The following is a 19748-nucleotide window of genomic DNA, read 5'->3' on the forward strand; positions in this document are numbered from 1 at the left end:
CCGCGACGGGCCGGGCGCCACGAAAACCAGGAACAGCGGCAGTGTATAGGCCGGGTCCCGGCACGCCGGTGGCCGAGTGATCAATGGGATCAGCGTGATCACATTGACCAATGTCACCGGCGTGCCGGCCCCGGGCGCTCAGGCGGCCTGGTCGCGCAGGCTGTTGATCAGGCCGGCGGCGGTGGGGGCGTCGCGGCAGGACACCAGGAAGTCGGTGCCGTCGGCCAGGCGCAGGGCCAGCGCGGGCCCGGGCAGCAGCAACATGCCCGCCCCGGCGCCGTGCAGGGCTCCGTTCAGCAGCCACCGATCCGCCGGGACGTCGACCGCGTCGGCCCGGCGCACGCTGCCGACCGCGACCTCCCGGCTGATCGGGCCGAGCGCGACGGTCACCGCGCGCTCGTCGATGGCCAGCCGGTAGGAGCGCATCGGCAGCAGCACCACGGCGACGACCACGACGGCGGCCCCGGCCCAGCCCGCGGGGCCGACGGTGAGCACCAGCGCCGCCGTCATGGCCGCCCCGGTCAGCGTGAGAGCGGCCACGCCCAGGTCGACGGCCCGGATGACGCGCCGTTCCTGCCAGGAGACCTTCTCCTGGCCGCGCAGCGGCAGCCGGGGAGCGTCGGGGGCGGGGGCGCCGGTGGCCCGGCCGGCGGGGGTGCGGCGGCCGGCCAGCAGGAAGGCGGCGAGCGCGCCGGCGAGCGTGACCACGGGGACGAGCACGCCCATCACCGCCGGCGAGGGCGCGGCCGCCTGGGCCGCGGTGGGCGCGTCGAGTGCCGCGTGCAGGATGACCAGCAGGGACGTGGCCGGCGCGACGGCGATCGTGACGACCGCGACCAGGATCGCCGTCCGGATCGCATGGGCGCGCGAGGCCGGCGCGCGACCGGCCAGGACGAACCCGGCCAGCCCGGCCAGCCAGACGGCCGCCGGGACGCCGAGCAGCAGGGTGGACAACTGCTCGACCGTGACGGTGGAGCCGTGGGCCGCGCCGCTCCGGCCGGGTAACGCGGCGGGCAGCCGTTGACGCCAGGCGAGCACGGTCAGCACGGCGCCGCCCAGAACCGTCGCGGGCAGGGCGACCGCGCCCGTCAGCCATCGGACCTTACCGATCATGTGAATTCCTTCCCCACCAGCGACATCAGTTCGTCGCGGTTCAGGCCCGCGCGGCGGGCCACGGTGACAAGGTGCCGGACGGTCTGCACGAGCTGTGCCCGCTCGCGCGGGTTCGTCCTGGTGACGGTGGCGCCGCGGCCGGGACGCAGCTCTATCAGTCCTTCGTCGCGCAGGTCGGCGTAGGCGCGCAGCACGGTGTGCATGTTGACCTCCAGCGAGGAGGCCAGGTCGCGGCCGGAGGGCAGCCGGTCGCCGGGGGTCAGCAGCCCGTCGGCGATGCCGCGGCGGACGCATCCGGCGATCTGCTCGCTCAACGGCGTGCTGCTGCTCGGGTCGACGCGATAGAGCATGTTCTAATCCTGATAGAACAATGCGAGTTTCACAAGCCCGATCCGCCCGGCGCGCGGATCGGGGGAGAGAGGGCCTTCCCGGCTCAGATCCAGCCGAGCTTGGCGGCGCGGACGCCCGCCTGGAAGCGGCTGTCGGCGCCGAGCTGGGCGGTCAGCTCGGCCACCACCCTGGTCACCGTGCGGTTCGAGACGCCAAGGGCACGGGCGATGGCGTCGTCCTTGGCGCCCGTGGCCAGCAGGCGCAGCACCGCCCGCTGCTGGTCGTTGAGCTCTTCGCCGTCGGCCGCCCTGGGCACGTCGCCCGGTTCGGAGGCGGTCATCCAGCAGTAGTCGAACAGCGCGGCGTAGGAGGCGACCAGCCCGCGTCCCTCGATGAGCATCGCACCCGCCATGAGGTCGCCGGGCATCACCTCGGCCACGGCCAGCTCGCGGTCCAGCATGATCAGCCGTACCGGGACGAACGGCATGGTGCGCACCTCGACCCCGCCCTCCAGCATGCCCTGGACGTGCTCGCGCATCGCCGGCTGAGCCAGCTGGCTCTGGGCGTGCATGATGCGCACCCGTACGCCGCGGGCCACCGCCCGCACGTCCTCGGCGCGGGAGTCCCGCAGCCGATCCGGCTCCCAGGCGTGCGGCATGTGCATGCCCATGACCTCCTCGCGGGCCAGGTCCGTCGCCGCCCGCAGCTTCACGCGCAGGGCCTCCACGTTGGACCGGGGGAAGAACTCGACGCGGGCGTCCAGGGGGTCGCCGTCCAGGCGCAGGTAGTGCTCGGTGAGCTCCCTGGAGGCCGCCCGCTGCTCGGCGAGCATCCCGAGCAGCTCCTCGCCGCCGAGCAGCATGCGGTTGAGCGCCGCCATCGCGTCGACGGCGATCTCGGCGCCGGGGTTGAGCAGGCCGAGCCTGGTCAGCCGGTCGCGGGCCCGCTCGACCTCGGCGCCGCGCAGCCCCAGCCCGGCGGCCGCCGCGCCGAACGACTCCCGGTGCCGGCGCATCCGCGTGTACACCCGCCTGGCGGTGGCCTCGTCGCTCACGTCCCTCTCCTGTCCGCTTCCCGCCATGGCGGGAAGGGGAAGTCGTATCCGCTGTCGTCGCCGCTCTCCTTGCGGCAAGCTCAGAAAAGGGTACGGCGTGGTGAAACGGACCCCATACCCAACCCCTGTACGGCACTTCGGAGGACCTTATGATCACCCTTGTCCACAGCCTCGTCACCTACGGCATCCCCGACCTGAACACCGGGAGCTGCGCCACGTGCGTGGAGGCGGTGAAGCGGGAGCTGGCCCTGATCCCGGGGGTGGTGGGCGTGGACGTGAACCTGGCGGCCGGCCGGGTGAGCGTGCTCACCGAGGGCCCGGTCGAGGAGAGTTTCATCGTGGCGGCCATCGAGGACGCCGGCTGCGAGACCGACCGCTTGCCCGGCTGGCGTTCCTAGAGCGTGTTGGAGAACCCTGTCGCGTTGATCGCGCTGCACCGGGATGATCTCGGTGTGGCGCGTGGGGACTTGAGTGATGGGCGGTGGGCGGTGCTGGAGCCGTTGTTGCCGGTGGCGGCAGACGGTGGACTCCACGATCAGCCGGGGCCCATCAGCACGCCGCCGGCGCCCGCCGCGACGGCGCAGCCCCGAAGGAGACGCCGGGCGGGGTGGACATCGAATCGGCCGACCACGGCCTGGGCCGCTCCCGCGGCGGCCTGACCTGTGAGGTTCATCTGGCCTGCGAACCCGGACAGCGCCTGTCGTCCCTGGTCGTCACCGCTTCCGCCCGGATCGGGTGCGGGCCGCGCCTACTCGAAGTCGATCTGGGCGGTCGGGTGTGCGGCGGTGATCCGGTCGCGGACGGCCCCGGGGAACAGGTTGCCGTACAGGTTGGCCACCGCCAGATCGGGGAGCGTGTCGAAATCCGCCGGCAGGTCGTTGAGCTGATTGAACCTCAGGTCGACGATCCGCAGCCGACGAAACGTCCCGATCCCGGCGAAGTGCTCGGGCTTGAGCTTCAGGCGCTTGGTGTTCCGCTGCCACCGGCTGATCCGGAGCTCCTCCAGTCCGGGCAGCTCCATGGCGAACAGCTCCCGCAGGAAATCGTGCGACGGCAGGGGTGTGCCGGCGCGGCGGCTGTCTCCGCCGAAGCCGAGGACCCGCAGCGCGGGCAGGCGGCCGAGGTCGGGCAGCGGGTCGCGCAGCAGACCGAGGCTGTCGCCGAGGTCGAGCTCTTCGAGGCGGGTCAACCGCAGCAGGCTGTCGGGGACGGTGTCGAAGGAGTTGCCGCTCAGGTCGAGCCGGCGCAGGTTCGGGAAGGTGGTGACGGCCTCGGGGAAGGTCCGCAGGAAGTAGTGGCTCCCGCCGGTCATGGACACCTCCTCGACGGCGGCCAGCCCGTGCGCGGAGTCGGGGAACACGACGTCGGTCCCGTCGGCGACCAGCTTGCGCAGCGCGACCAGGTCGCCGAAGGCGTCCGGCAGGACGAACCGCGTCACCTCCGGCAGGTTCCACTCCGACCCCGACTCCGTGTCGACGGAGACGGACAGGTAGGAGATGTCGAGTTCTTCCAGGGCGGTGAGCCGGCCGATGGCGGCCGGCAGGGTGAACTCGACCGTGTCCAGGTCCGTGTCCCGGTTGCCGGCGACGCACAGCACCCGGAGCGCGGCCAGGTCGCCGATCGATTCCGGCAGGGCGGTCAGCTCGCAGTTGCGCACCGACAGGTGCTCCAGCCGGGTGAGCGTCCCGAGCGCCTCGGGCAGCTCGCCGATCGGGTTGCCGTCCAGGATCAGGGTACGAAGCCACGGCATCTGGAGCACCTCGGCGGGAAACTCCTTGAGCTTGCGACCGGTCAGGTCGAGGTGCTCCACTCGGTCGGCCCGGGACCGGGACACGTCGGCTTCGGCCGACTCGGCCGCCGTCCGGGCTCCGGGCCGCAGGACCGGCAGCCCGGCCCGCAGCCGGTCCAGGAACGCATCGACGTCCAGACAGCGGTCCTCCGCGTCGACGACCTCGGGCACGAACGCCTCGACGATGCCCGGCTTGGCGTAGTCGGCGTTCTTGACGTCGCCGAGGTTGTCCACCCAGCGCCCGCCGACGGCGTGCACGTCCATGGCGTGTCCGGAGTCGATCACCCAAGGGGTCTCGACGGTCCCGGTCCGTAGCGAGCCGTGGTTGTCACAGCCGTGGACGAGGTGCGTGAAGGCGCCGTCGTGGATGTAGATCTCGCAGTCGCCGGCCTCCAGGGTCTCGGCCTCGGTGCGACCGCCGACGTAGAGTCCGGGCTGGTCATCATAGAGCGCGATCGGGCCGTTGACCGTCAGATTGCCGGTGATCACGATCAGCTCGACGTCGTCCTCGTCGTCCCCGCTTCGCAGGGCATTGACGGCGTCCAGGAAGTCACCGTCGACCGCGAGATCGCCGTCGAAGAACAGCACGCCGTCATGGTCGGACGACTCTCCTTCACTCTCGAACGCGGCGGACAACGCGCCGCTCAGACGGGCGTCGGCGTCGGCGTAGGACAGGGACGCGGGGGTGGCGGATATCGACATGGCGACGAGCATAGGTCCGCGCTGTGACAGCCCTACGGGAAGTCCAGCTCCGTCGTGAGGCTGCCGGCCGGGGGGCGGCCCGTCCGGACTTCGGGGCGGGCCGCCCCCCGGCCGGTCAGGGGGCGGCCACGACGGACTGCGTCTGGCGGCCCAGGCCGTCGATGCCGAGCTCCATCCGGTCGCCCGGCCGCAGGTAGACGGGCGGGTCGACGCCCATGCCGACGCCCGCGGGCGTGCCGGTGTTGATCAGGTCGCCGGGTTCGAGCGCCATGAACCGGTTCAGGTAACGCACGACGAAGACGGGGTCGAACAACATGTGGGCCGTCGAGCCGGTCTGACGGCGCCGCCCGTTGACGTCGAGCCACATGCCCAGGCCGGACACCTCGCCCAGCTCGTCCGGCGTGACCAGCCAGGGGCCGCACGGGTTGAACGTCGGGGCCGACTTGCCCTTGACCCACTGGCCGCCGTGGCGCAGCTGGAAGTCGCGCTCGCTGACGTCGTTGACCAGCACGTATCCCGCGATGGCGGCGCGCGCCTCCTCGTCGCTGTCCAGGTAGTGGGCCCGGGCGCCGATCACGACGCCGAGCTCCACCTCCCAGTCGGTGGCCGCGGAGCCGCGCGGGATGTGCACGTCGTCGTCGGGCCCGACCAGCGTGTTCGGCGCCTTGGTGAACACGATCGGCTCGGCCGGCGGCTCCTGGCCCGACTCGGCGGCGTGGTCGGCGTAGTTGAGACCGACGCACAGGATCTGGTGCGGACGGGCGATCGGCGCGCCGACGCGTTCACCGGCGAAGCGGCGGGCCGCGCCGGCGGCCACCCGGTCGGCGACGGTCGCGGCGAGCCCGTCCAGGCCGGCGGCGAAGAAGGAGCCGTCGAAGTCGGCGACCACGTCGGACACGTCGATGTAGGTCTCGTCGTCGATCGCGACGACCGGACGTTCGGCGCCGGCGGCGCCGATGCGCATGAGTCTCATGGGAAGGTCCAGATTCTGCTGTGGGGGCGGATCAGAGCTGCGCGCCGGCCGGGACGGTGACGGTCTTCCCGGACTGGATGGACTCGTAGGCGGCCTCGACGACGCGCATGGCGTACACGGTGTCGCCGGAGTCGATCAGCGGCGGGCGTCCCTCCACCAGGGCGCGCACGTGGTCGGTGACCTCGGTGATGACGGACTCGTAGTGCCAGCCGCCGGGGTGCCAGGCGTCGGGGCCGAAGGGCACGCCGGCGACCGCCTCGCCCTGGTAGTCGTGCTGGCCGCGGAAGATCTTGACCACCGGGTCGGACATCTGGTCCACCAGGATGCCCCCTTCGGTGCCGTAGAGCTCCAGGCGCTCGCTGTGGGGGACCTCCGACACGGAGGTGAAGCCGCACGAGAAGTGGGCGCCGCTGCGCATGCGGCCGTACACCTCGGCGGTGTCCTCGATCTCGTTGTCGAGCGGGAACACCTTCCTGGAGACGCCGGTCAGCTCCTCGAACTCGCCGAGCAGCCACTTGAGCAGGTAGAACGAGTGCGCGCCGGTGTCCATGACCAGGCCGCCGCCGAGCTTGTACTGGGTCCGCCAGTAGCCGGGCATCGACAGGTGGGCCTTCTCGTTGGAGCGCAGGTACGTCCTGGCGTGGATGACCTCGCCGATGGCGCCCTCGCTCAGCAGCCGGTGCACGGCCTGGTAGGCCGCGATGTACCGGCTGTTCTCCGCGACCATGAAGTGCACGCCGGCCTCGGCCGCCCGGCGCTGGATGGCCACCGACTGCTCGTACGTCGGCGCGACGGGCTTCTCCAGGATCAGGTGCTTGCCGGCGTCCAGCACCGCCATCGCGGCGTCGTGGTGCAGGTGGTGGGGGAGGATCAGGTCCACCACGTCGACCCGCGGGTCGTCGATCAGGTCCTGGAGGCCGGTGTAGGTCTTGGCGCCGAACTCGGCGGTGAAGGCCGACGCCGCCCCGGGGTCGACGTCGCAGCCGGCCACCAGGTCGACCACGTCGGACATGCGCTGGTAGGCCGCCGCGTGCGTCTTCGAGATCAGCCCGAGACCCGCGATGCCGAGACCTTCGACGGCGTTCGGTGCGTCGCGGTGCCGGTGCGGATCCGCGGCTCCCTGATCGGCGCGGCCGGCATCTCCGGCCCGTCCAGCCGCCTGTCCGACGCGCGGATCCCGCAGCTCGGGCAGTACCTGGCCGCGTCGAGGCCGGAGAGCTCGATCACCGGCATCTCCGCTGGGTGGCGCTGATCCCGCTGGCGGGGTTGTGGCCGGCGCGCGCCGAGCTCGGGACGCAGATGGCGACCGTGGCGGCCTGGCTGACCTTCGCCGTCGCGATGACGCTGCGCCGCCGCGCGATGCCGTCGGGCGTGCCGCTCGCGGCGCGGCTGACGCTCCTGGCCGCGGTGTGCGCGGCGCTGCTCGGTCTGTGCGCGCTGACGTGGCGGTGGGTGGAGGCGCCGGCGCAGCGGCTGGGCAGGCGCCTGATCCGCCGGGCCGAGCCCGTCCCTCAGAAGCGGTAGTGCTGGACGGCGGTGCCCTTGCGGGACAGGGACGTGCTCCAGGAGGTGAGCCGGCTCGCCAGCCGGGTCGTCCACGGGTAGCCGGCGACCTCGGGCTCGCGGGTCAGGAAGATCTCGCGCACCAGCTTCAGCCGGGGCTCCAGGCGCTCGATGTCCTGCGGCGTGTCGAATCCGGGCGACTTCAGGAAGGGCGCGACGGATCGTGTGCCGGGGTACTTCCTGGCCGCCCACACGTGGAACCTCGTGTAGCCGTTGAAGCAGATCTCGCCCGCGGGGAAGTGGCGGATGAGCCGGTCGAGGAGGCCGGCCAGCTCCTCCCGCGACAGGAACCCGATCAGGCCGTCGGCGACGATCACGGCCGGACGGTCGCAGGGCACCTCGTCCAGCCAGCTGGGGTCGTTGAGGTCGCGGCCGATGACGTGGGCGTGCGGACGCTCCGGCAGCAGCAGGCGCCGGGTCTCGGCCACGCCGGGCAGGTCGACGTCGTACCAGTCGACGGTGGGTGGCGGATCGACGCGGTGGACGCGGGTGTCGAGCCCGGCGCCGAGGTCGAGCCCCACCGCGTCGGGACGGCCGGCGACGAACCGCCGCACGATGTCGTCCATGACCAGGGACCGGTGGGCGATGCCCACGACCGGGCTGGCGGAGAGCTTGAACCGGGCGGTGTCGAGGTCGAGCTTCGCGGCCAGGTCGCAGGCCGTCCGGTCGCGCAGGATCGGGTGCTCGGCCCGGTAGTCGAGCGCCTTGCCGGCCAGGGTGAGCCAGAGCGTGTTCTCCAGCGGGGTGAGGTCGGGGAGGGGGATGGTCATCGCGTCAGTCCTCTTCCTGGGGTGAGTGGTCGAGGGCGGCCCGGGCCGCCTTGAGGGCGGCGTCGTCGGTGAACAGCCCGTGGGTGTAGAGCTCCAGCGTGGGCAGCGCGAGGCGGCGCAGCACGTCGGGCCCGAACTGCTCGTGGCCCAGCGCGCGCGCCAGCGACGGCGGCATGGTCAGCGTGGCCACGCTGTTGAGCACGGTCAGCACCGCCAGCGCCCGCACGTCGGAGTACGGCCGCATCGAGCCGTCGGCGATCCCGGCCCGCAGGACCCGCTCCGACTCCTCCACCAGCGTCTCGACGAACGTGGCCGCGGCCGGTGTGTCCTCCTCGATCGCGCGCAGCATGTACCGCACCTGGAGGCGGTACTCCTCCGGGTTGGACAGGTACTCGCGGAAGAGGTCCTGCATGCCGCTCGGGCGGGCGCCGCCGGCCCGCCGGACCAGGATGCCCAGGACGTGCTCGTCGCAGGCGCTCCGGAGCTTCTCCTTGCTGCCGAAGTGGTGGATGACCAGGGCGGGGCTCACCCCGGCGGTCGCCGCCACGGCGCGCAGGTTGGTCCTGGCGAAGCCGTCACGGGCGAAGTGCGCGATGGCCGCGTTGCGGATCTTGGCCTGAGCGGTCAGGTCTGAACACATGTTCAGTACACTAAACACATGTTCAGTGTCTGGCAAGCGGCACGGGAAAGCCCCGTGCCGGAGACGGCACGGGGCTCGGGGCGTGCGCCGGGCCTAGTTCCGGCGGGTGAGCACCCACTGCCAGCTCTCCTCGCCGCCGCGGTCGCGGCTGCCGGTGAGCTGGATCATCCGCTCGCCGTCGGCGCTCGCCAGCGCCAGGCCGTTGTCGAACTCGTTCTTGCACGTGCCCGCGCAGCCCAGCACCACCACGTTCTCGTTGTCGGCCCAGGCCAGGTGCTGCAGCACCAGCTGCCGGCCGGGCACCGAGGGCGGCAGGTCGCGGTCCAGCGTCAGCCTGCCGTCGGGCGAGACCTTCGACCAGCCCGAGTAGTCGATGTACCGGTCGCCGGCCGGGCCGTCCCGGCGGGCGCCGTCGAGGCCGAGCCACAACCTGTCGGGCATGGTGTCGGTGGGCTCCCAGAGCATGGACCCGTCCAGGCTCCAGCCGAGGTCCTGGCGCGCGTTCATGTTCCCGGGTTTGCCGTCGCGGTCCAGCGACGGCAGCGGGTGGTAGGCGGCCTGGCCGGTGGCGACGTCGATGACGTAGAAGCCGATCCGGGGCTGGACGAACTCCTCGACGGTGTAGGAGTCCTTGCCCACCTGCTTGCGGCTCTGCTCCGGATACTGCGAGTACGCCGTGGCCAGCACCCTGGTGCCGTCCGGCGACCAGACCAGCGAGCCGACGTCGTGCTCCAGGTCGATCCAGGCCAGGGCCTGCCGGGTGTTCATGTCGACGATCCCCACCCGCCTGCCGATCCGCTCGCCCTGGAGCACCGCCGCGAGCTGGAGCCCCGGCGCCACGTCCAGCCAGGCCCACGGCGTCCTCTCGTAGCCGTCGGAGCGGGGGTCGTACAGGTGCCAGGTGCGCCGCACGCGCTCGCCGCCGCCGGGCGTCTTCTCCAGCCAGGTGGTGAAGTAGGCGGAGACGGCCACGTCCCCCGCCGCCACGAACCTCTTCGGCGGCGCGTTCTCGACGTCGGCCCGCACGTCCGTGGACGTCACCGACGGACGAACGGGCACGGTGACCCCGTTCGCCGGGCGCACCGTCGTGCTCCGGCCGTGCAGCCCGACGGCCAGCACCGCCACGACGACGGCCATCCCGGCGGCCAGCACCACCGCCATGACCGGCGGCCGGGCACGCCGCCGTAGCGCCCGGTCGGCGAGGTCGTGCGGCAGCCGCACCTCGTCGGCCCACTCCTCCATGGTGTCGCGAAGCAGCCGGTTCATGTGGTGACCTCCAGTTCCGCAGCCAGTTCCGGGGCGATCTGCCGCAGCCGGGCGAGCGACCGGAACGTGGTGCTCCGCACCGTGCCGACCGAGCAGGACAGCATGGCGGCGATCCGGTCCTCCGGCAGGTCCTCGAAGTAGCGCAGCACCAGCACGGCACGCTGCCTCGGGGTGAGCCGGGCCAGGGCGGCGCGCAGCACCATGCGCAGGTCGCTCTGGTGCGTGCCGTCGGCCCCCGGCCGGTCGGGCGGCTCGGCCTGGACCACCTCGCCGCGCCGCCCGATCGCGCGCCACCAGTTCACCTGCTGCCGGTACATGATCTGCCGGACGTACGCCTCGGGGGCGTCCACCTGCCGCCATCGGGCCGCCAGCTTGGCCAGCGCGGCCTGCACGAGATCCTCGGCCGCGTGCTGGTCGCCGCCGCTGAGCATGAACCCGAGCCGCATCAGGGCAGGAGAGCGCACAGAGACGAACTCGCGGAAGCCTTGCTCGTCCGCAGGGTCCACGACCACCTCCAAACGTGTGAATGACACCCCTGAGACGCGCGCGGGGCACTCCCGCTATGCCTGTCCGGCCGGACGATTCTCGGGCGGCCCCCGGTCAGCGGCCGGCCGCCTTCAGGTCGATCACCACCTGGGTGCCCTGCGCCGTCCGGAACCAGACCAGTTCCTTCTCGACGTGCAAGGTGGGCGGGGCCTTGTCGCCCCTGCGCGTCGGCACGGGGAAGAGCCGGCCGGTGCGCTTCGTGGCGACGTCGTGCAGGGCCAGGGCGCGGCCGCCGGCGTCCCCCTGGTTGAGCAGGACGAAGCGGCCGGAGATCAGCGTTCCCGTGGCGTTCCCGGGCAGGTCGCGGCGGTCCGTCCCGTCGCGCCGCCAGGCCGTCGTCCTGTCGAGGCACCACACCGGGCCGCAGTCGGCCCACGACGAGCGTTTCTTGGCCGGGACCGCGTTCCTGGACCGGCCGGTGAGCACGTTCTTCAGGTGCTCCAGGGGCCGGGCGACGGGATGGTCGACCGTCGGGTCGTGCGCCGGCCATCCGGCCCAGGGCCACTCGACCAGGTAGAAGCCCTTCGTCCCGCTGACCAGGGACACGTTCCCGCCCTTGAGCGGGGCCCGGTAGACGCCGCCGTCGGCGGGCGACCACACGGCCATGCCGCCGGCGATGGCCAGCTTCTTGAGCCCGGTGTAGGCGTTGTCGCTGGACAGCACGGCCCGCAGCGCCGCGATCCGCTGCGGGACGCCCCCGGTGACGGGCACCGCCCAGATCTCCGACCGGTCGTCCCGGAGCGCCGACCACGCCAGGTAGCCGTCGCCGAAGACCAGCGGCTCGTTCGCGACCTTGACGTCCCGCAACTGCGCGACCTGGGTGAACACGCGCTTGTCGAGGTCGTACGACCAGATGCCGTCGAGCCGGTTCCCGGTGAGCCCCCGGCCGGCCACCACCCGGTCGGCGACGAACACGTCCGGCACGAAGACCCGGCCGCCGGGGCCCGTCGCCGGGATCTCGTGCACCGCGCCCGGCCACACCTGCTCGACCGGCGGCGACAGGCGGCCGGCGCCCGCCGCGGGCGGGGCCGCGGCGGACGGCGGCGCGGAGCCGATCGTCCGGGTCCCCAGGACGGTGACGCCCACCACGGCGGCGGTCGCGGTCGCCACCGCCACCGGCGCCCACCACCATCGGGCCGTCGTCGCCCGCCTGCGCGGCGACGGCGCGACCCGCGGCCGCCCGTCGTCCTGAACCGTCTCGGCCCTGGCCGCCATCGCGTCCCTGAGCCGGTCCTCGATCGTGGTCATGCCCGGCCTCCCAGCTCGCGCTCAAGCCGCTCCAGGGCTCTGGAGGCGGTGGACCGTACCGTGCTCTGCCGCAGGCGCGTCGCCTCGGCGATGTCGGCGTCGGACAGGTCGAGGTAGTAACGCAGGACGAGAACCTCGCGCTGCCGCCGGGGCAACCGGCCGAGCGCCGCGAGCATCTCCTGCCGCGACTCGCCCAGCAGTGCGATCGCCTCGGCCGAGTCCACCGGCTCGTCCCGCCGCCGCAGGAACGCCCGGGCGGCGACACTCCGCCTGCGCAGCAGCGAGCGCGCGGCGTTCAGCACGCAGACCCGCACGTAGGACAGGGTGAGCGTGGCCGGGCTCTTGCCGTGCAACCTGGAGAAGACGTCCTGGACGACGTCCTCCGCGCTCTCCCGATCGCCCACGAGCAGCAGGGCCAGGCGGACGAGGGCGAGCCGGTGCTCCCGGTACAAACCGGCCACCACCGCGTCGGCGGCGCCGGCCGGCGGCGGGGACGCGCGGGCGACGATCTCAACATTCATGCATAGGGAACGCGCGCCCGCCCCGATCCGCTGCGTGCCGGGCACGCCCCGGTTCAGGCCGGGGCGGAGCGGCCCGGCAGGTACGGCCCGACCAGCTCGGCGAGCCCGGCGGACTGGCGGCGTCCCGCCAGGTACACCCGCCCCCACCGGCTCCGGTCGCCGAGGTCCGGCCCGAACGCCTCCAGCGCCGCCTGGTCGGGCAGGATCCGCACGCCCCGCTCGACCGCCGGGCCCGGGAACAGGTGCCCGAGCGGCTCGACGAGGACGATCGCGCCCGCGCCCGCGGCGAGGTGCACGTTGGACCCGCCGCCGAGCGCGCCGTCCATGTACCGGCGTGCGCCGACGGTGATCGGGACGGCGTGGCCGGGGGCGGCGCTGCTGGCGGCGACGGCGGCGGACAGCGGGACGCCGCTGTGGCCGCTCCAGACCACCGGCTCGCCGCTGACGACGTCCACGGCGGTGATCAGCAGCGGCCGGCCGGGCCAGGAGCCGGTGCCGACGAGCCGGCGCATGGCGGTCAGATGGTCTTCCTCCGGCAGCGCGTCCGCCTCCAGGGCGAGCGCGCCGGCCTGGCGCAGCGCCTCGCGCGGGTCGGCGCCGGGCGCGTTGAGGATCTGCAGGACGCGCGGCATCACGGTCGGGTCCCCGACCCGCCGGTCCGGGGGCGCGGGCGGCAGGTCGGCGAGCTCGTCCAGGTCGCGTCCGGCGGCCAGGGCGGCGGCGGCGATCGCGCCCGCCGAGGTGCCGACGAGCAGATCGGCGTCCGCGAGCTCCACGCCCGCCGCGCGCAGGCCCGCCGCCAGGCCGAGCAGCCAGGCCGTGCCCACCGGACCGCCCGGCCCCAGGACGACGGCGACGTCGGCGGTGCTCGCTGTGAAGATCATGCCCCGATGCTACAAGGCGGCGTCCGGCGCGGGTCGTGCCGATTGTCCGGACCGGTGCGGGGGGCTGCCGGACAATCGGCCGGTCATCGAGACTGGGACCCCGCCGACGCTGTGACCTGCGGTCCTGGCCTTGAGGGAGGCCAGGCCCGCGCGGCCACGGGGGCCGCGGGCCTGGTGGGCGGGGGCATGAGCGGCCCCGCCTAGCTCCGCGAGGCCGGCTTCCACTCCTGGACCAGGAGCCCGAGCAGCACCTGGTCCAGGAACTCGCCCATCACCCACGCGGAGGAGCGCAGCACGCCCTCGCGGACGAAGCCGTTGCGCTCGGCCGCGCGCGACATCGCGACGTTGTCGGCCAGCGTCTCGATCTGCAACCGCTGCAGGCCGCGCAGGACGAAGCCGTAATGGCACAGCACCGCGACCACGTCGGTGCCGTAACCCCTGCCGCGGCAGGACGGCAGCAGCCCCAGCCCGAGGTGCGCGGACCGGTGGTGGGTGTCGATGCCCCACAGCGTCGCCGCGCCGACGAGCGCGCCGCCGTCGAGGTCCACCACGGAGAACGGGACGACCGCCTCCACGGTGTCGTCCACCACGAGCCGCGAGTCCTCCGTGCCGGGGGTGACCGGCCGCCACGGACGGTGCGTCCGGACCGGGCGGCCGCAAACGATTTTGCGCGGGCGGTCAGGCGTCCGGGTCGCACCAGCCGCGGCGCGCCGCCAGCAGGCCGGCCTGGAAGCGGGTGCGGGCGCCGAGCCGGTCCATCAGCTCGCTGACCCTGCGGTGCACCGTGCGCAGGCTCACCCCGAGCTGGCGGGCGACCGCCTCGTCCTTGAGCCCGGCCGCGAGCAGCGTGAACAGCTCGGGGTCCGGCAGGTCCGCCGGGCGGGAGCGCGCGTCGTAGAGCGGGAGCGGCAGCGCCGCCCGCCACAGGACCTCGAACAGGGCGACCAGCGCGTCGAGCAGCGACGAAGAGTGCACGATGACCGCGCTGCCGGAGTGGGCCGAGGCGTCGGCGTTCAGCGGCAGGATGGCGGTCCTGCGGTCGGCGATGGCCAGCTTCATGGGCACCTCGGGGCTGACCCTGGCCTGCTCCCCGGCCGCCGCCGACTCCTGGGCGAGACGGAGCTTGCCGGGGATCTCCAGGGCCGAGGCGTCGTAGATGCCGCGCACCACGAGGCCGTGCGCGAGGCGCTCCATCTCGGGGGCGTTCTGCTGGGAGGGATCCTGGGCGTACGGGGGCCGGTCGAGGACCAGGAGCTCCTCGGTCGCGGTCTGCTGCAACTGGGTGAACCGCTGCACCACGGCCGCCTGCCCCTGGACGACCTCCACCAGCTCCTCGGGAGCCAGGTTCTCCGTCCGCGGCGTCTCGGCCAGCAGCGCGAGCGCGGCCAGCCTGGCCTGGGCCAGCCCCTCCTCGCGGCGGGAGATGAGGGCGGCCACCGCCACGTCGGGCCTGGTCGGCACGTACCGGACCGGACGACCGGCCATGCGGCTGACCAGGCCGAGCGCCTCCAGCCGGGAGCACGCCCGGCGCAGGGCCACGGTGGTGCGGCCGGTGTGCGCGGCCAGCTCGGGCAGCGTGGTGCGCGGCCGGCGCAGCAGGGTGCGGTAGATCTGCTCGTCCTCGGCGTCCACGCCGACGGCGGCTAGGGCGTTGTCGTCCGCGTTCATGATCGAACAGTTTGACAGATACCTGCCATGGCGTGAACCAGCCGCGGGCAGACCTAGCCTGAGCATCGCATTCACCGATAGGAACGAACGCGTACCAGATTCCTGTCGGGGAGGCAGTGTTGAAGAAGGCGTTCACCATCGGACTCGCGACCGCGCTGACGGTCTTGTCCGCCGCCACGCCCGCCATGGCGAGGACCTCCAGTGAGGGTTTCGACGGCTCGGGCTGGAGCCGGCCGGTCTGCCAGACGGTCGCCGGCGACGGCTCTGTGACGTACGCGTGGAACGACGGCAAGAAGATCGCGTCCACCAGCGAGGTGCTCGGCCCGATCGTCTACACCACCGGGCTGGTCGCGCTCGACCGCCCGAACCAGTTGCTGGCCATGTCCAACAGGCGGTTGCTGGCCTCCAAGGACGCGGGCTGCACCTGGAGCGCGGCCGGCGAGGTCAGGGGCTCCTTCGTCGAGCTGGTCGCCGCCCAGGGCGGCCGGGCCTACGCCTGGGACCGCGACGGCAACCTGGCGCTCGCCACGCCTGAGGGCGTCACGCCGCTCACCGGGCCGGGCGGCGACCTGATCGGGATCGGCGTGGACCGGGGCGACGGCGACCGCCTGCGGGCCTCCGACCTGCTGGGTCAGCTGCACGAGTCGCGGGACGGCGGGCGCACCTGGCAGCCCGTCGGGGTGCCGGCCTGGTCACCGAGCGACACCCGCATGTCCTACACGGCGGTGTTCGACCCGCACGACCTGGACCACGTGGTGCTCGGCGCCTCCGACACCGGCGCCCGCGTCACCTTCGACGGCGGCCGCACCTGGGCCTCGGCCGCGGGGCTGGCCGGGGACGGCGACCGGGTCAACGTGTTCAGCGCCGCGATCTCCCCGGCCGCCGGGAACGTCGTGTGGGCGATGGGGCTCAACCTGGCGGAGCTGGAGGCCGGCGTGCCGTCCGGCGGCCGGCACATCTACCGCTCGGACGACGGCGGCCGGAACTTCACCCCCGCCGTGGACCAGGACGCGGTGGTGACGATCCCCAACGGGCCGCTGCTCGCCCCGCACCCGAAGGACGCCGACGTCCTCTACTTCGACTTCGGGACCGGATGGTCGGCGATCGGCACGGACATCTACAAGTACGAGTCCCGCAAGGACCGCGTCACCGTCAACCACAACGCCTACGACCGCGTCACCTCGATCGCCTTCAACCCCGCGCACCCGGGCGTGATGTACCTGGGGGTCTCCGAAGAGGCGTAGCGGCCGTCCCCGCCCCTCGCGTCCCATGGTGGTTCCGCGCCATGGGACGCGAGGGCGGCGTCACTCCGCCTGCCGGGCCGCCGGCTGGAGGGCGGGCGCCACGTTGCCGCCGGAGACGATCGCCACCACCGGACCGTCGGGCAGAAGGGCCTGATGGGCCAGGTAGGCGGCGGTGGTCACGGCCCCGCTTGGCTCGGCTCGCTCGCCCAGCCGGTCCCACAGCAGCTCGGCGGCGGCGTCGATGTCGTCCTCGCGAACGGTCAGCATGTCGTCCACGTGCCGCCGGATGTGCTCCCAGGCCAGCTCGCCGAGGACGGGGCCGCGCAACCCGTCGGCCCGGGTGCGGTAGGTCAGCTCCACCGGCCAGGCCGTCCGGGTGCCGCTGCGGAAGCTGGCCGCGCCGTCGGCGGCGAGCTCGGGCTCGACGCCGATCACGGTGATCGCGCGGTCGGCGGCCTTGGCCGCCACCGCGACGCCGGCCAGCAGGCCGCCGTTGCAGACGGGCACCAGGATCGTGCCCGCCTCCGGAAGGTCCAGGACGATCTCCGCCCCGGCGCTGCCGTGCCCGGCGATCACGTCGAAGTCGTCGGAGCGCACGACGGTCGCCCCGAGATGGTCGGCCAGCGCCAGGCAGGTGATCTCGCGCAGCGCCGGCGGCACGATGACCACCTCGGCGCCGAGCCCGCGGGCCGCCTCCACCTTGAGCTCCGGCGCGGTGTCGGGCAGGACGACGGTGGCCCGCAGGCCGTGCCGGGCGGCGGCGTAGGCGATGGCCTGGGCGTGGTTGCCCGAGGACTGGGCCACGACGTGCGTGATGCCCCGACCGGCCAGCCGGGCCACCGCGTTCGCGGCGCCGCGCACCTTGAACGAGGCGGTGGGCTGCCGGTTCTCCGGCTTGAGCCACAGGCGTTCGCCGGGCAGCCGCAGCAGCGGCGTGCGCCGGACGAACGGCGCGATGCGGACCGCGGCGGCCCGCACGTCGGACGCGGATACCAAGATCATCCGTTCAGCACCTTCTCCTGGATCGCGTTCAGGTCGGCGGCGGCCTCCGAGGGCGGCGCCGCGTCGGGGATGAGGTCCTCGATGTGGTGCAGCGGCCGGTGACGCAGCCCGAGCAGGCCCCAGATCACCAGCAGGACGCCGCTGGCCAGCAGCACCGCCGCGGCTCCGCCGCCCGGCCGGGAGGTCAGCGGCTCCGCCCATTCGGCCAGCGGCCCGGCCGACAGGAAGCCCAGTGGCTGCATGGCCGTGGCCAGCATGACGTTCACCGCCAGCACCCGGCCCTGCAGGTCCGGGCCCACCTTGGTCTGGATGACCGACAACCAGTGCGCGTTGCCGATGCTCATGCAGGCCAGCCGTACGAACAGGCCCACCGCGACCAGCCCCACGACCGGCCACGCGCCCATCAGGACGACACCGACCCCGGAGCCGATCACGAAGGCGATCATGCCGGTCGCCCGGCGGCGGCTGCCGCCCCACACCAGGATCACGCCGGTGCCCACCGCCACGCCGAGACCGCCGGCGGCCGTCACCACGCCCAGGTCGGCCGAGCTGCCGATGGACAACACGATCGGGGTGATGAGCACCCACATCAGCGCGGTGCAGAAGTTCACCACCGCGAAGAAGACCGCCATCACCAGCAGCGGCCGCCGCCGGCGGATGAAGCGCCATCCGCCGCTCAGCGCCGCCCGGAAGCTCTCCTCCCGCCGGTGGAAGAGCCGGTTCGGGAACCGGACCGCGAGCAGCGTCCCCACGCCGATCGCGAAGGTGGCCACGTCGATGGAGATCACCGCCGACAGCCCGAACAGGCCGATCAGCGCCCCGCCCGCCAGCGGGGCCACCACGTTGCCCGCGCCGAACCCCAGGTTGGCCATGGCGTTGGCCTGCGGCAGGTACGGCTTGGGCACCAGCTGCGCGATCGCGGCCAGGTAGGCGGGCTGATGGAACGCCGTGACCATCGAGATGACGGCGACGATGAGACAGACGTTCCACAACTCCAGCCGGCCGGTCGCCATCAGCAGCACCAGCGCCCCCATCGCCAGCCCGGACAGGGCGTCGCAGGCGAGCATGATCCGCCGCCGGTCCACCCGGTCGGCCAGCGCGCCGCCCAGCGGGGTGAGCAGCACGGCCGGGATCTGCGCCAGCATCGTGACCAGCGCGAGGTCCAGGATCTCGCCGCTGCGCTGGTAGGCCCAGATGCCCAGCGCGAAGGCGCTGAGCGCGTTGCCCACCGCCGACACGAACTGCCCGCCGGCGACGGAGTAGAAGGAGCGCAGACCGGTCCGGTCAGGCGGGCGCACGGGATCCGGGAGCTCCCCGTCCGACCAGCGCCGTAGCTGACCGAACACCAGGGCGGCCAGCGGCTCGGCCTGGTGGCGCAGGAAGTAGTGACCGGCCCTGGGCAGCACGGCGTGCCCCACCCTCGACGCGAAGGCGCCCCATTCGGCGTAGCGCTCCTCGTGCAGCTGGGTGGCCCGGTCCCGCTCGCCAACCAGGCACAGGATCGGCGCCGCCAGCCGCGGGCCGTCGGCGGCCAGCTCCCGGGTGAACCACTCCTGCGCCTGCGTGGAGTCGTGGCGCATCGCGCGCACCGCGGTCGCCTTGGCGGCCTCGTCCATGTCGTCGAGCAGGCCGCCCGACGCCCGCAGCGCGTCGCGGAACAGCCGGTCGGAGACCAGGCGGTCGCCGCGGAACAGCTTCCTGGCCAGGCCGGGCAGCCGGGCGGACGGGAAACTGCCCGCCGCGATCACGCCCAGCACCGGCACGCCGTCGGCCTCCAGCCTGCGGGCCAGCGCGACGGCCGGCGCGGAGCCGACGCAGTGGCCGTACACCGCCACCGGACGGCTGATCGAGGACTTCGCCACTTCGGCGGACAACGCCTCGACGAGATCTGCCAGGGGCAGCGGCAGCTCGTCGGGTCTGGCGGGGTCGTGGCCGGGCAGCTCGGCGGAGAGCACCTCGACCCGGTCGCCCAGCGCCTGGGCCAGCGGCTGGTAGACCGCCGCCGAGCCGCCGCCGTACGGCACGCAGAGCAGGGTGAACTCGCTGGCCGGGCCCCCACCCAGCCGGTGCAGCAGCCCCGCGCCGCTCTCCTGGCCGAGGAAGGCGGCCAGCTGGGCGACGGTGGGCCGGGTGAACAGGTCGATCACGCGCAGCCCGCGGCCGATCTCCTTGACCGCGCGGACGGCGGCGAAGGAGTCGCCGCCGAGGGCGAAGAAGTCGTCGCCCGCGCCGACCCGCTCCACGCCGAGCACCCGGGCGAAGGCCCCGGCGACCAGCTCCTCGTTCGGCGTCGAGGGCGCCGCGTACGCGGCCTGCTCGGCCACCGGCTCGGGCAGGGCGGCCCGGTCGATCTTCCCGTTCGGGTTGAGCGGAAGCCGGTCGAGGGCGACGACGTGCGCCGGGACCATGTAGTCGGGCAGCCGCTCACGCAGCGC

Annotated in this window: 21 protein-coding genes and 1 pseudogene; 5 read left to right on the top strand and 17 right to left on the bottom strand. The window is 73.4% G+C overall.

What is annotated here, in order from left to right; translation table 11 throughout:
* Positions 1 to 138 precede the first annotated feature (138 nt).
* The 3 genes from AB0C33_RS38825 to AB0C33_RS38835 all read right to left on the bottom strand — a co-directional run bounded on the left by AB0C33_RS38825 (position 139) and on the right by AB0C33_RS38835 (position 2497).
* Positions 139 to 1113, bottom strand: a complete 975-nt coding sequence (locus tag AB0C33_RS38825) for a hypothetical protein (RefSeq protein ID WP_358297248.1) — start codon at positions 1111 to 1113, stop codon at positions 139 to 141.
* Positions 1110 to 1463, bottom strand: a complete 354-nt coding sequence (locus AB0C33_RS38830; protein WP_352360048.1) for a GntR family transcriptional regulator — start codon at positions 1461 to 1463, stop codon at positions 1110 to 1112. The genes AB0C33_RS38825 and AB0C33_RS38830 overlap by 4 nt, the downstream gene beginning before the upstream one ends.
* Before the next feature lie 83 nt (positions 1464 to 1546).
* Complete coding sequence (locus tag AB0C33_RS38835; protein ID WP_358297251.1) at positions 1547 to 2497, bottom strand: helix-turn-helix transcriptional regulator; 951 nt, start codon at positions 2495 to 2497, stop codon at positions 1547 to 1549.
* A gap of 149 nt (positions 2498 to 2646) precedes the next feature.
* Here AB0C33_RS38835 and AB0C33_RS38840 point away from each other — a divergent pair, with 149 nt between their 5' ends.
* The gene (locus AB0C33_RS38840; RefSeq protein WP_352360044.1) at positions 2647 to 2895 is read left to right on the top strand and encodes a heavy metal-associated domain-containing protein; all 249 of its coding nucleotides are present in this window, start codon (positions 2647 to 2649) and stop codon (positions 2893 to 2895) included.
* 146 nt (positions 2896 to 3041) lie between these two features.
* Positions 3042 to 3182, top strand: a pseudogene (locus AB0C33_RS38845) (IS5/IS1182 family transposase); the annotation flags it as partial.
* 63 nt (positions 3183 to 3245) lie between these two features.
* Here the strand turns inward: AB0C33_RS38845 and AB0C33_RS38850 are convergent.
* From AB0C33_RS38850 to AB0C33_RS38860, 3 genes are all read right to left on the bottom strand, one after another.
* Positions 3246 to 4988, bottom strand: a complete 1743-nt coding sequence (locus tag AB0C33_RS38850; RefSeq protein WP_358297254.1) for a leucine-rich repeat domain-containing protein — start codon at positions 4986 to 4988, stop codon at positions 3246 to 3248.
* Positions 4989 to 5103: 115 nt separating this feature from the next.
* Positions 5104 to 5961 carry a fumarylacetoacetate hydrolase family protein gene (locus tag AB0C33_RS38855; RefSeq protein WP_358297256.1) on the bottom strand — a complete coding sequence of 286 codons (858 nt, stop codon included), beginning with the start codon at positions 5959 to 5961 and terminating at the stop codon, positions 5104 to 5106.
* Positions 5962 to 5992: 31 nt separating this feature from the next.
* Complete coding sequence (locus tag AB0C33_RS38860) at positions 5993 to 6973, bottom strand: Gfo/Idh/MocA family oxidoreductase (RefSeq protein WP_358297258.1); 981 nt, start codon at positions 6971 to 6973, stop codon at positions 5993 to 5995.
* An 18-nt stretch (positions 6974 to 6991) separates the two neighbouring features.
* On the opposite strand from AB0C33_RS38860, the gene AB0C33_RS38865 reads away from it, so the two are divergent.
* The gene (locus AB0C33_RS38865; RefSeq protein ID WP_358297260.1) at positions 6992 to 7213 is read left to right on the top strand and encodes an IclR family transcriptional regulator C-terminal domain-containing protein; all 222 of its coding nucleotides are present in this window, start codon (positions 6992 to 6994) and stop codon (positions 7211 to 7213) included.
* Entirely contained in the window at positions 7204 to 7485 is a 282-nt protein-coding gene (locus AB0C33_RS38870) for a hypothetical protein (protein WP_358297263.1), read from the top strand. Before AB0C33_RS38865 ends, AB0C33_RS38870 begins: the two co-directional genes overlap by 10 nt.
* Here AB0C33_RS38870 and AB0C33_RS38875 read toward each other — a convergent pair.
* The 9 genes from AB0C33_RS38875 to AB0C33_RS38915 all read right to left on the bottom strand — a co-directional run bounded on the left by AB0C33_RS38875 (position 7473) and on the right by AB0C33_RS38915 (position 15067).
* On the bottom strand, positions 7473 to 8294 hold the full coding sequence (locus AB0C33_RS38875) for a class I SAM-dependent methyltransferase (RefSeq protein ID WP_358297266.1): 822 nt from the start codon (positions 8292 to 8294) through the stop codon (positions 7473 to 7475). The genes AB0C33_RS38870 and AB0C33_RS38875 overlap by 13 nt on opposite strands.
* A 4-nt stretch (positions 8295 to 8298) precedes the next feature.
* Positions 8299 to 8934 (bottom strand): TetR family transcriptional regulator, encoded by a 636-nt coding sequence (locus AB0C33_RS38880; protein WP_358297269.1) that lies wholly within the window; start codon positions 8932 to 8934, stop codon positions 8299 to 8301.
* A gap of 93 nt (positions 8935 to 9027) precedes the next feature.
* Positions 9028 to 10200, bottom strand: coding sequence for a hypothetical protein (locus AB0C33_RS38885; protein ID WP_358297272.1), 1173 nt, complete (start codon positions 10198 to 10200; stop codon positions 9028 to 9030).
* Complete coding sequence (locus AB0C33_RS38890) at positions 10197 to 10706, bottom strand: SigE family RNA polymerase sigma factor (RefSeq protein ID WP_358297274.1); 510 nt, start codon at positions 10704 to 10706, stop codon at positions 10197 to 10199. The genes AB0C33_RS38885 and AB0C33_RS38890 overlap by 4 nt, the downstream gene beginning before the upstream one ends.
* A gap of 94 nt (positions 10707 to 10800) precedes the next feature.
* Complete coding sequence (locus AB0C33_RS38895; protein ID WP_358297276.1) at positions 10801 to 11994, bottom strand: hypothetical protein; 1194 nt, start codon at positions 11992 to 11994, stop codon at positions 10801 to 10803.
* The gene (locus AB0C33_RS38900) at positions 11991 to 12515 is read right to left on the bottom strand and encodes a sigma-70 family RNA polymerase sigma factor (RefSeq protein ID WP_358297279.1); all 525 of its coding nucleotides are present in this window, start codon (positions 12513 to 12515) and stop codon (positions 11991 to 11993) included. The genes AB0C33_RS38895 and AB0C33_RS38900 overlap by 4 nt, the downstream gene beginning before the upstream one ends.
* 53 nt (positions 12516 to 12568) lie before the next feature.
* Positions 12569 to 13399, bottom strand: coding sequence for a patatin-like phospholipase family protein (locus AB0C33_RS38905; RefSeq protein WP_358297281.1), 831 nt, complete (start codon positions 13397 to 13399; stop codon positions 12569 to 12571).
* A 200-nt stretch (positions 13400 to 13599) separates the two neighbouring features.
* On the bottom strand, positions 13600 to 14064 hold the full coding sequence (locus AB0C33_RS38910; RefSeq protein WP_358297308.1) for a GNAT family protein: 465 nt from the start codon (positions 14062 to 14064) through the stop codon (positions 13600 to 13602).
* A 13-nt stretch (positions 14065 to 14077) separates the two neighbouring features.
* The gene (locus AB0C33_RS38915; RefSeq protein ID WP_358297283.1) at positions 14078 to 15067 is read right to left on the bottom strand and encodes a LuxR C-terminal-related transcriptional regulator; all 990 of its coding nucleotides are present in this window, start codon (positions 15065 to 15067) and stop codon (positions 14078 to 14080) included.
* A gap of 119 nt (positions 15068 to 15186) precedes the next feature.
* Here AB0C33_RS38915 and AB0C33_RS38920 point away from each other — a divergent pair, with 119 nt between their 5' ends.
* Positions 15187 to 16311, top strand: a complete 1125-nt coding sequence (locus AB0C33_RS38920; protein WP_358297286.1) for a hypothetical protein — start codon at positions 15187 to 15189, stop codon at positions 16309 to 16311.
* Positions 16312 to 16371: 60 nt separating this feature from the next.
* On the opposite strand, the gene AB0C33_RS38925 is transcribed toward AB0C33_RS38920, so the two are convergent.
* Both AB0C33_RS38925 and AB0C33_RS38930 read right to left on the bottom strand, forming a co-directional pair.
* Entirely contained in the window at positions 16372 to 17313 is a 942-nt protein-coding gene (locus tag AB0C33_RS38925) for a pyridoxal-phosphate dependent enzyme (RefSeq protein ID WP_358297288.1), read from the bottom strand.
* Positions 17310 to 19748 (bottom strand): MFS transporter (locus AB0C33_RS38930; RefSeq protein WP_358297291.1); only part of this gene is annotated, 2439 nt, incomplete at its 5' end. The genes AB0C33_RS38930 and AB0C33_RS38925, both read right to left, overlap by 4 nt.

It is taken from the genome of Nonomuraea sp. NPDC048881 (assembly GCF_040649795.1).
GTDB lineage: Bacteria > Actinomycetota > Actinomycetes > Streptosporangiales > Streptosporangiaceae > Nonomuraea.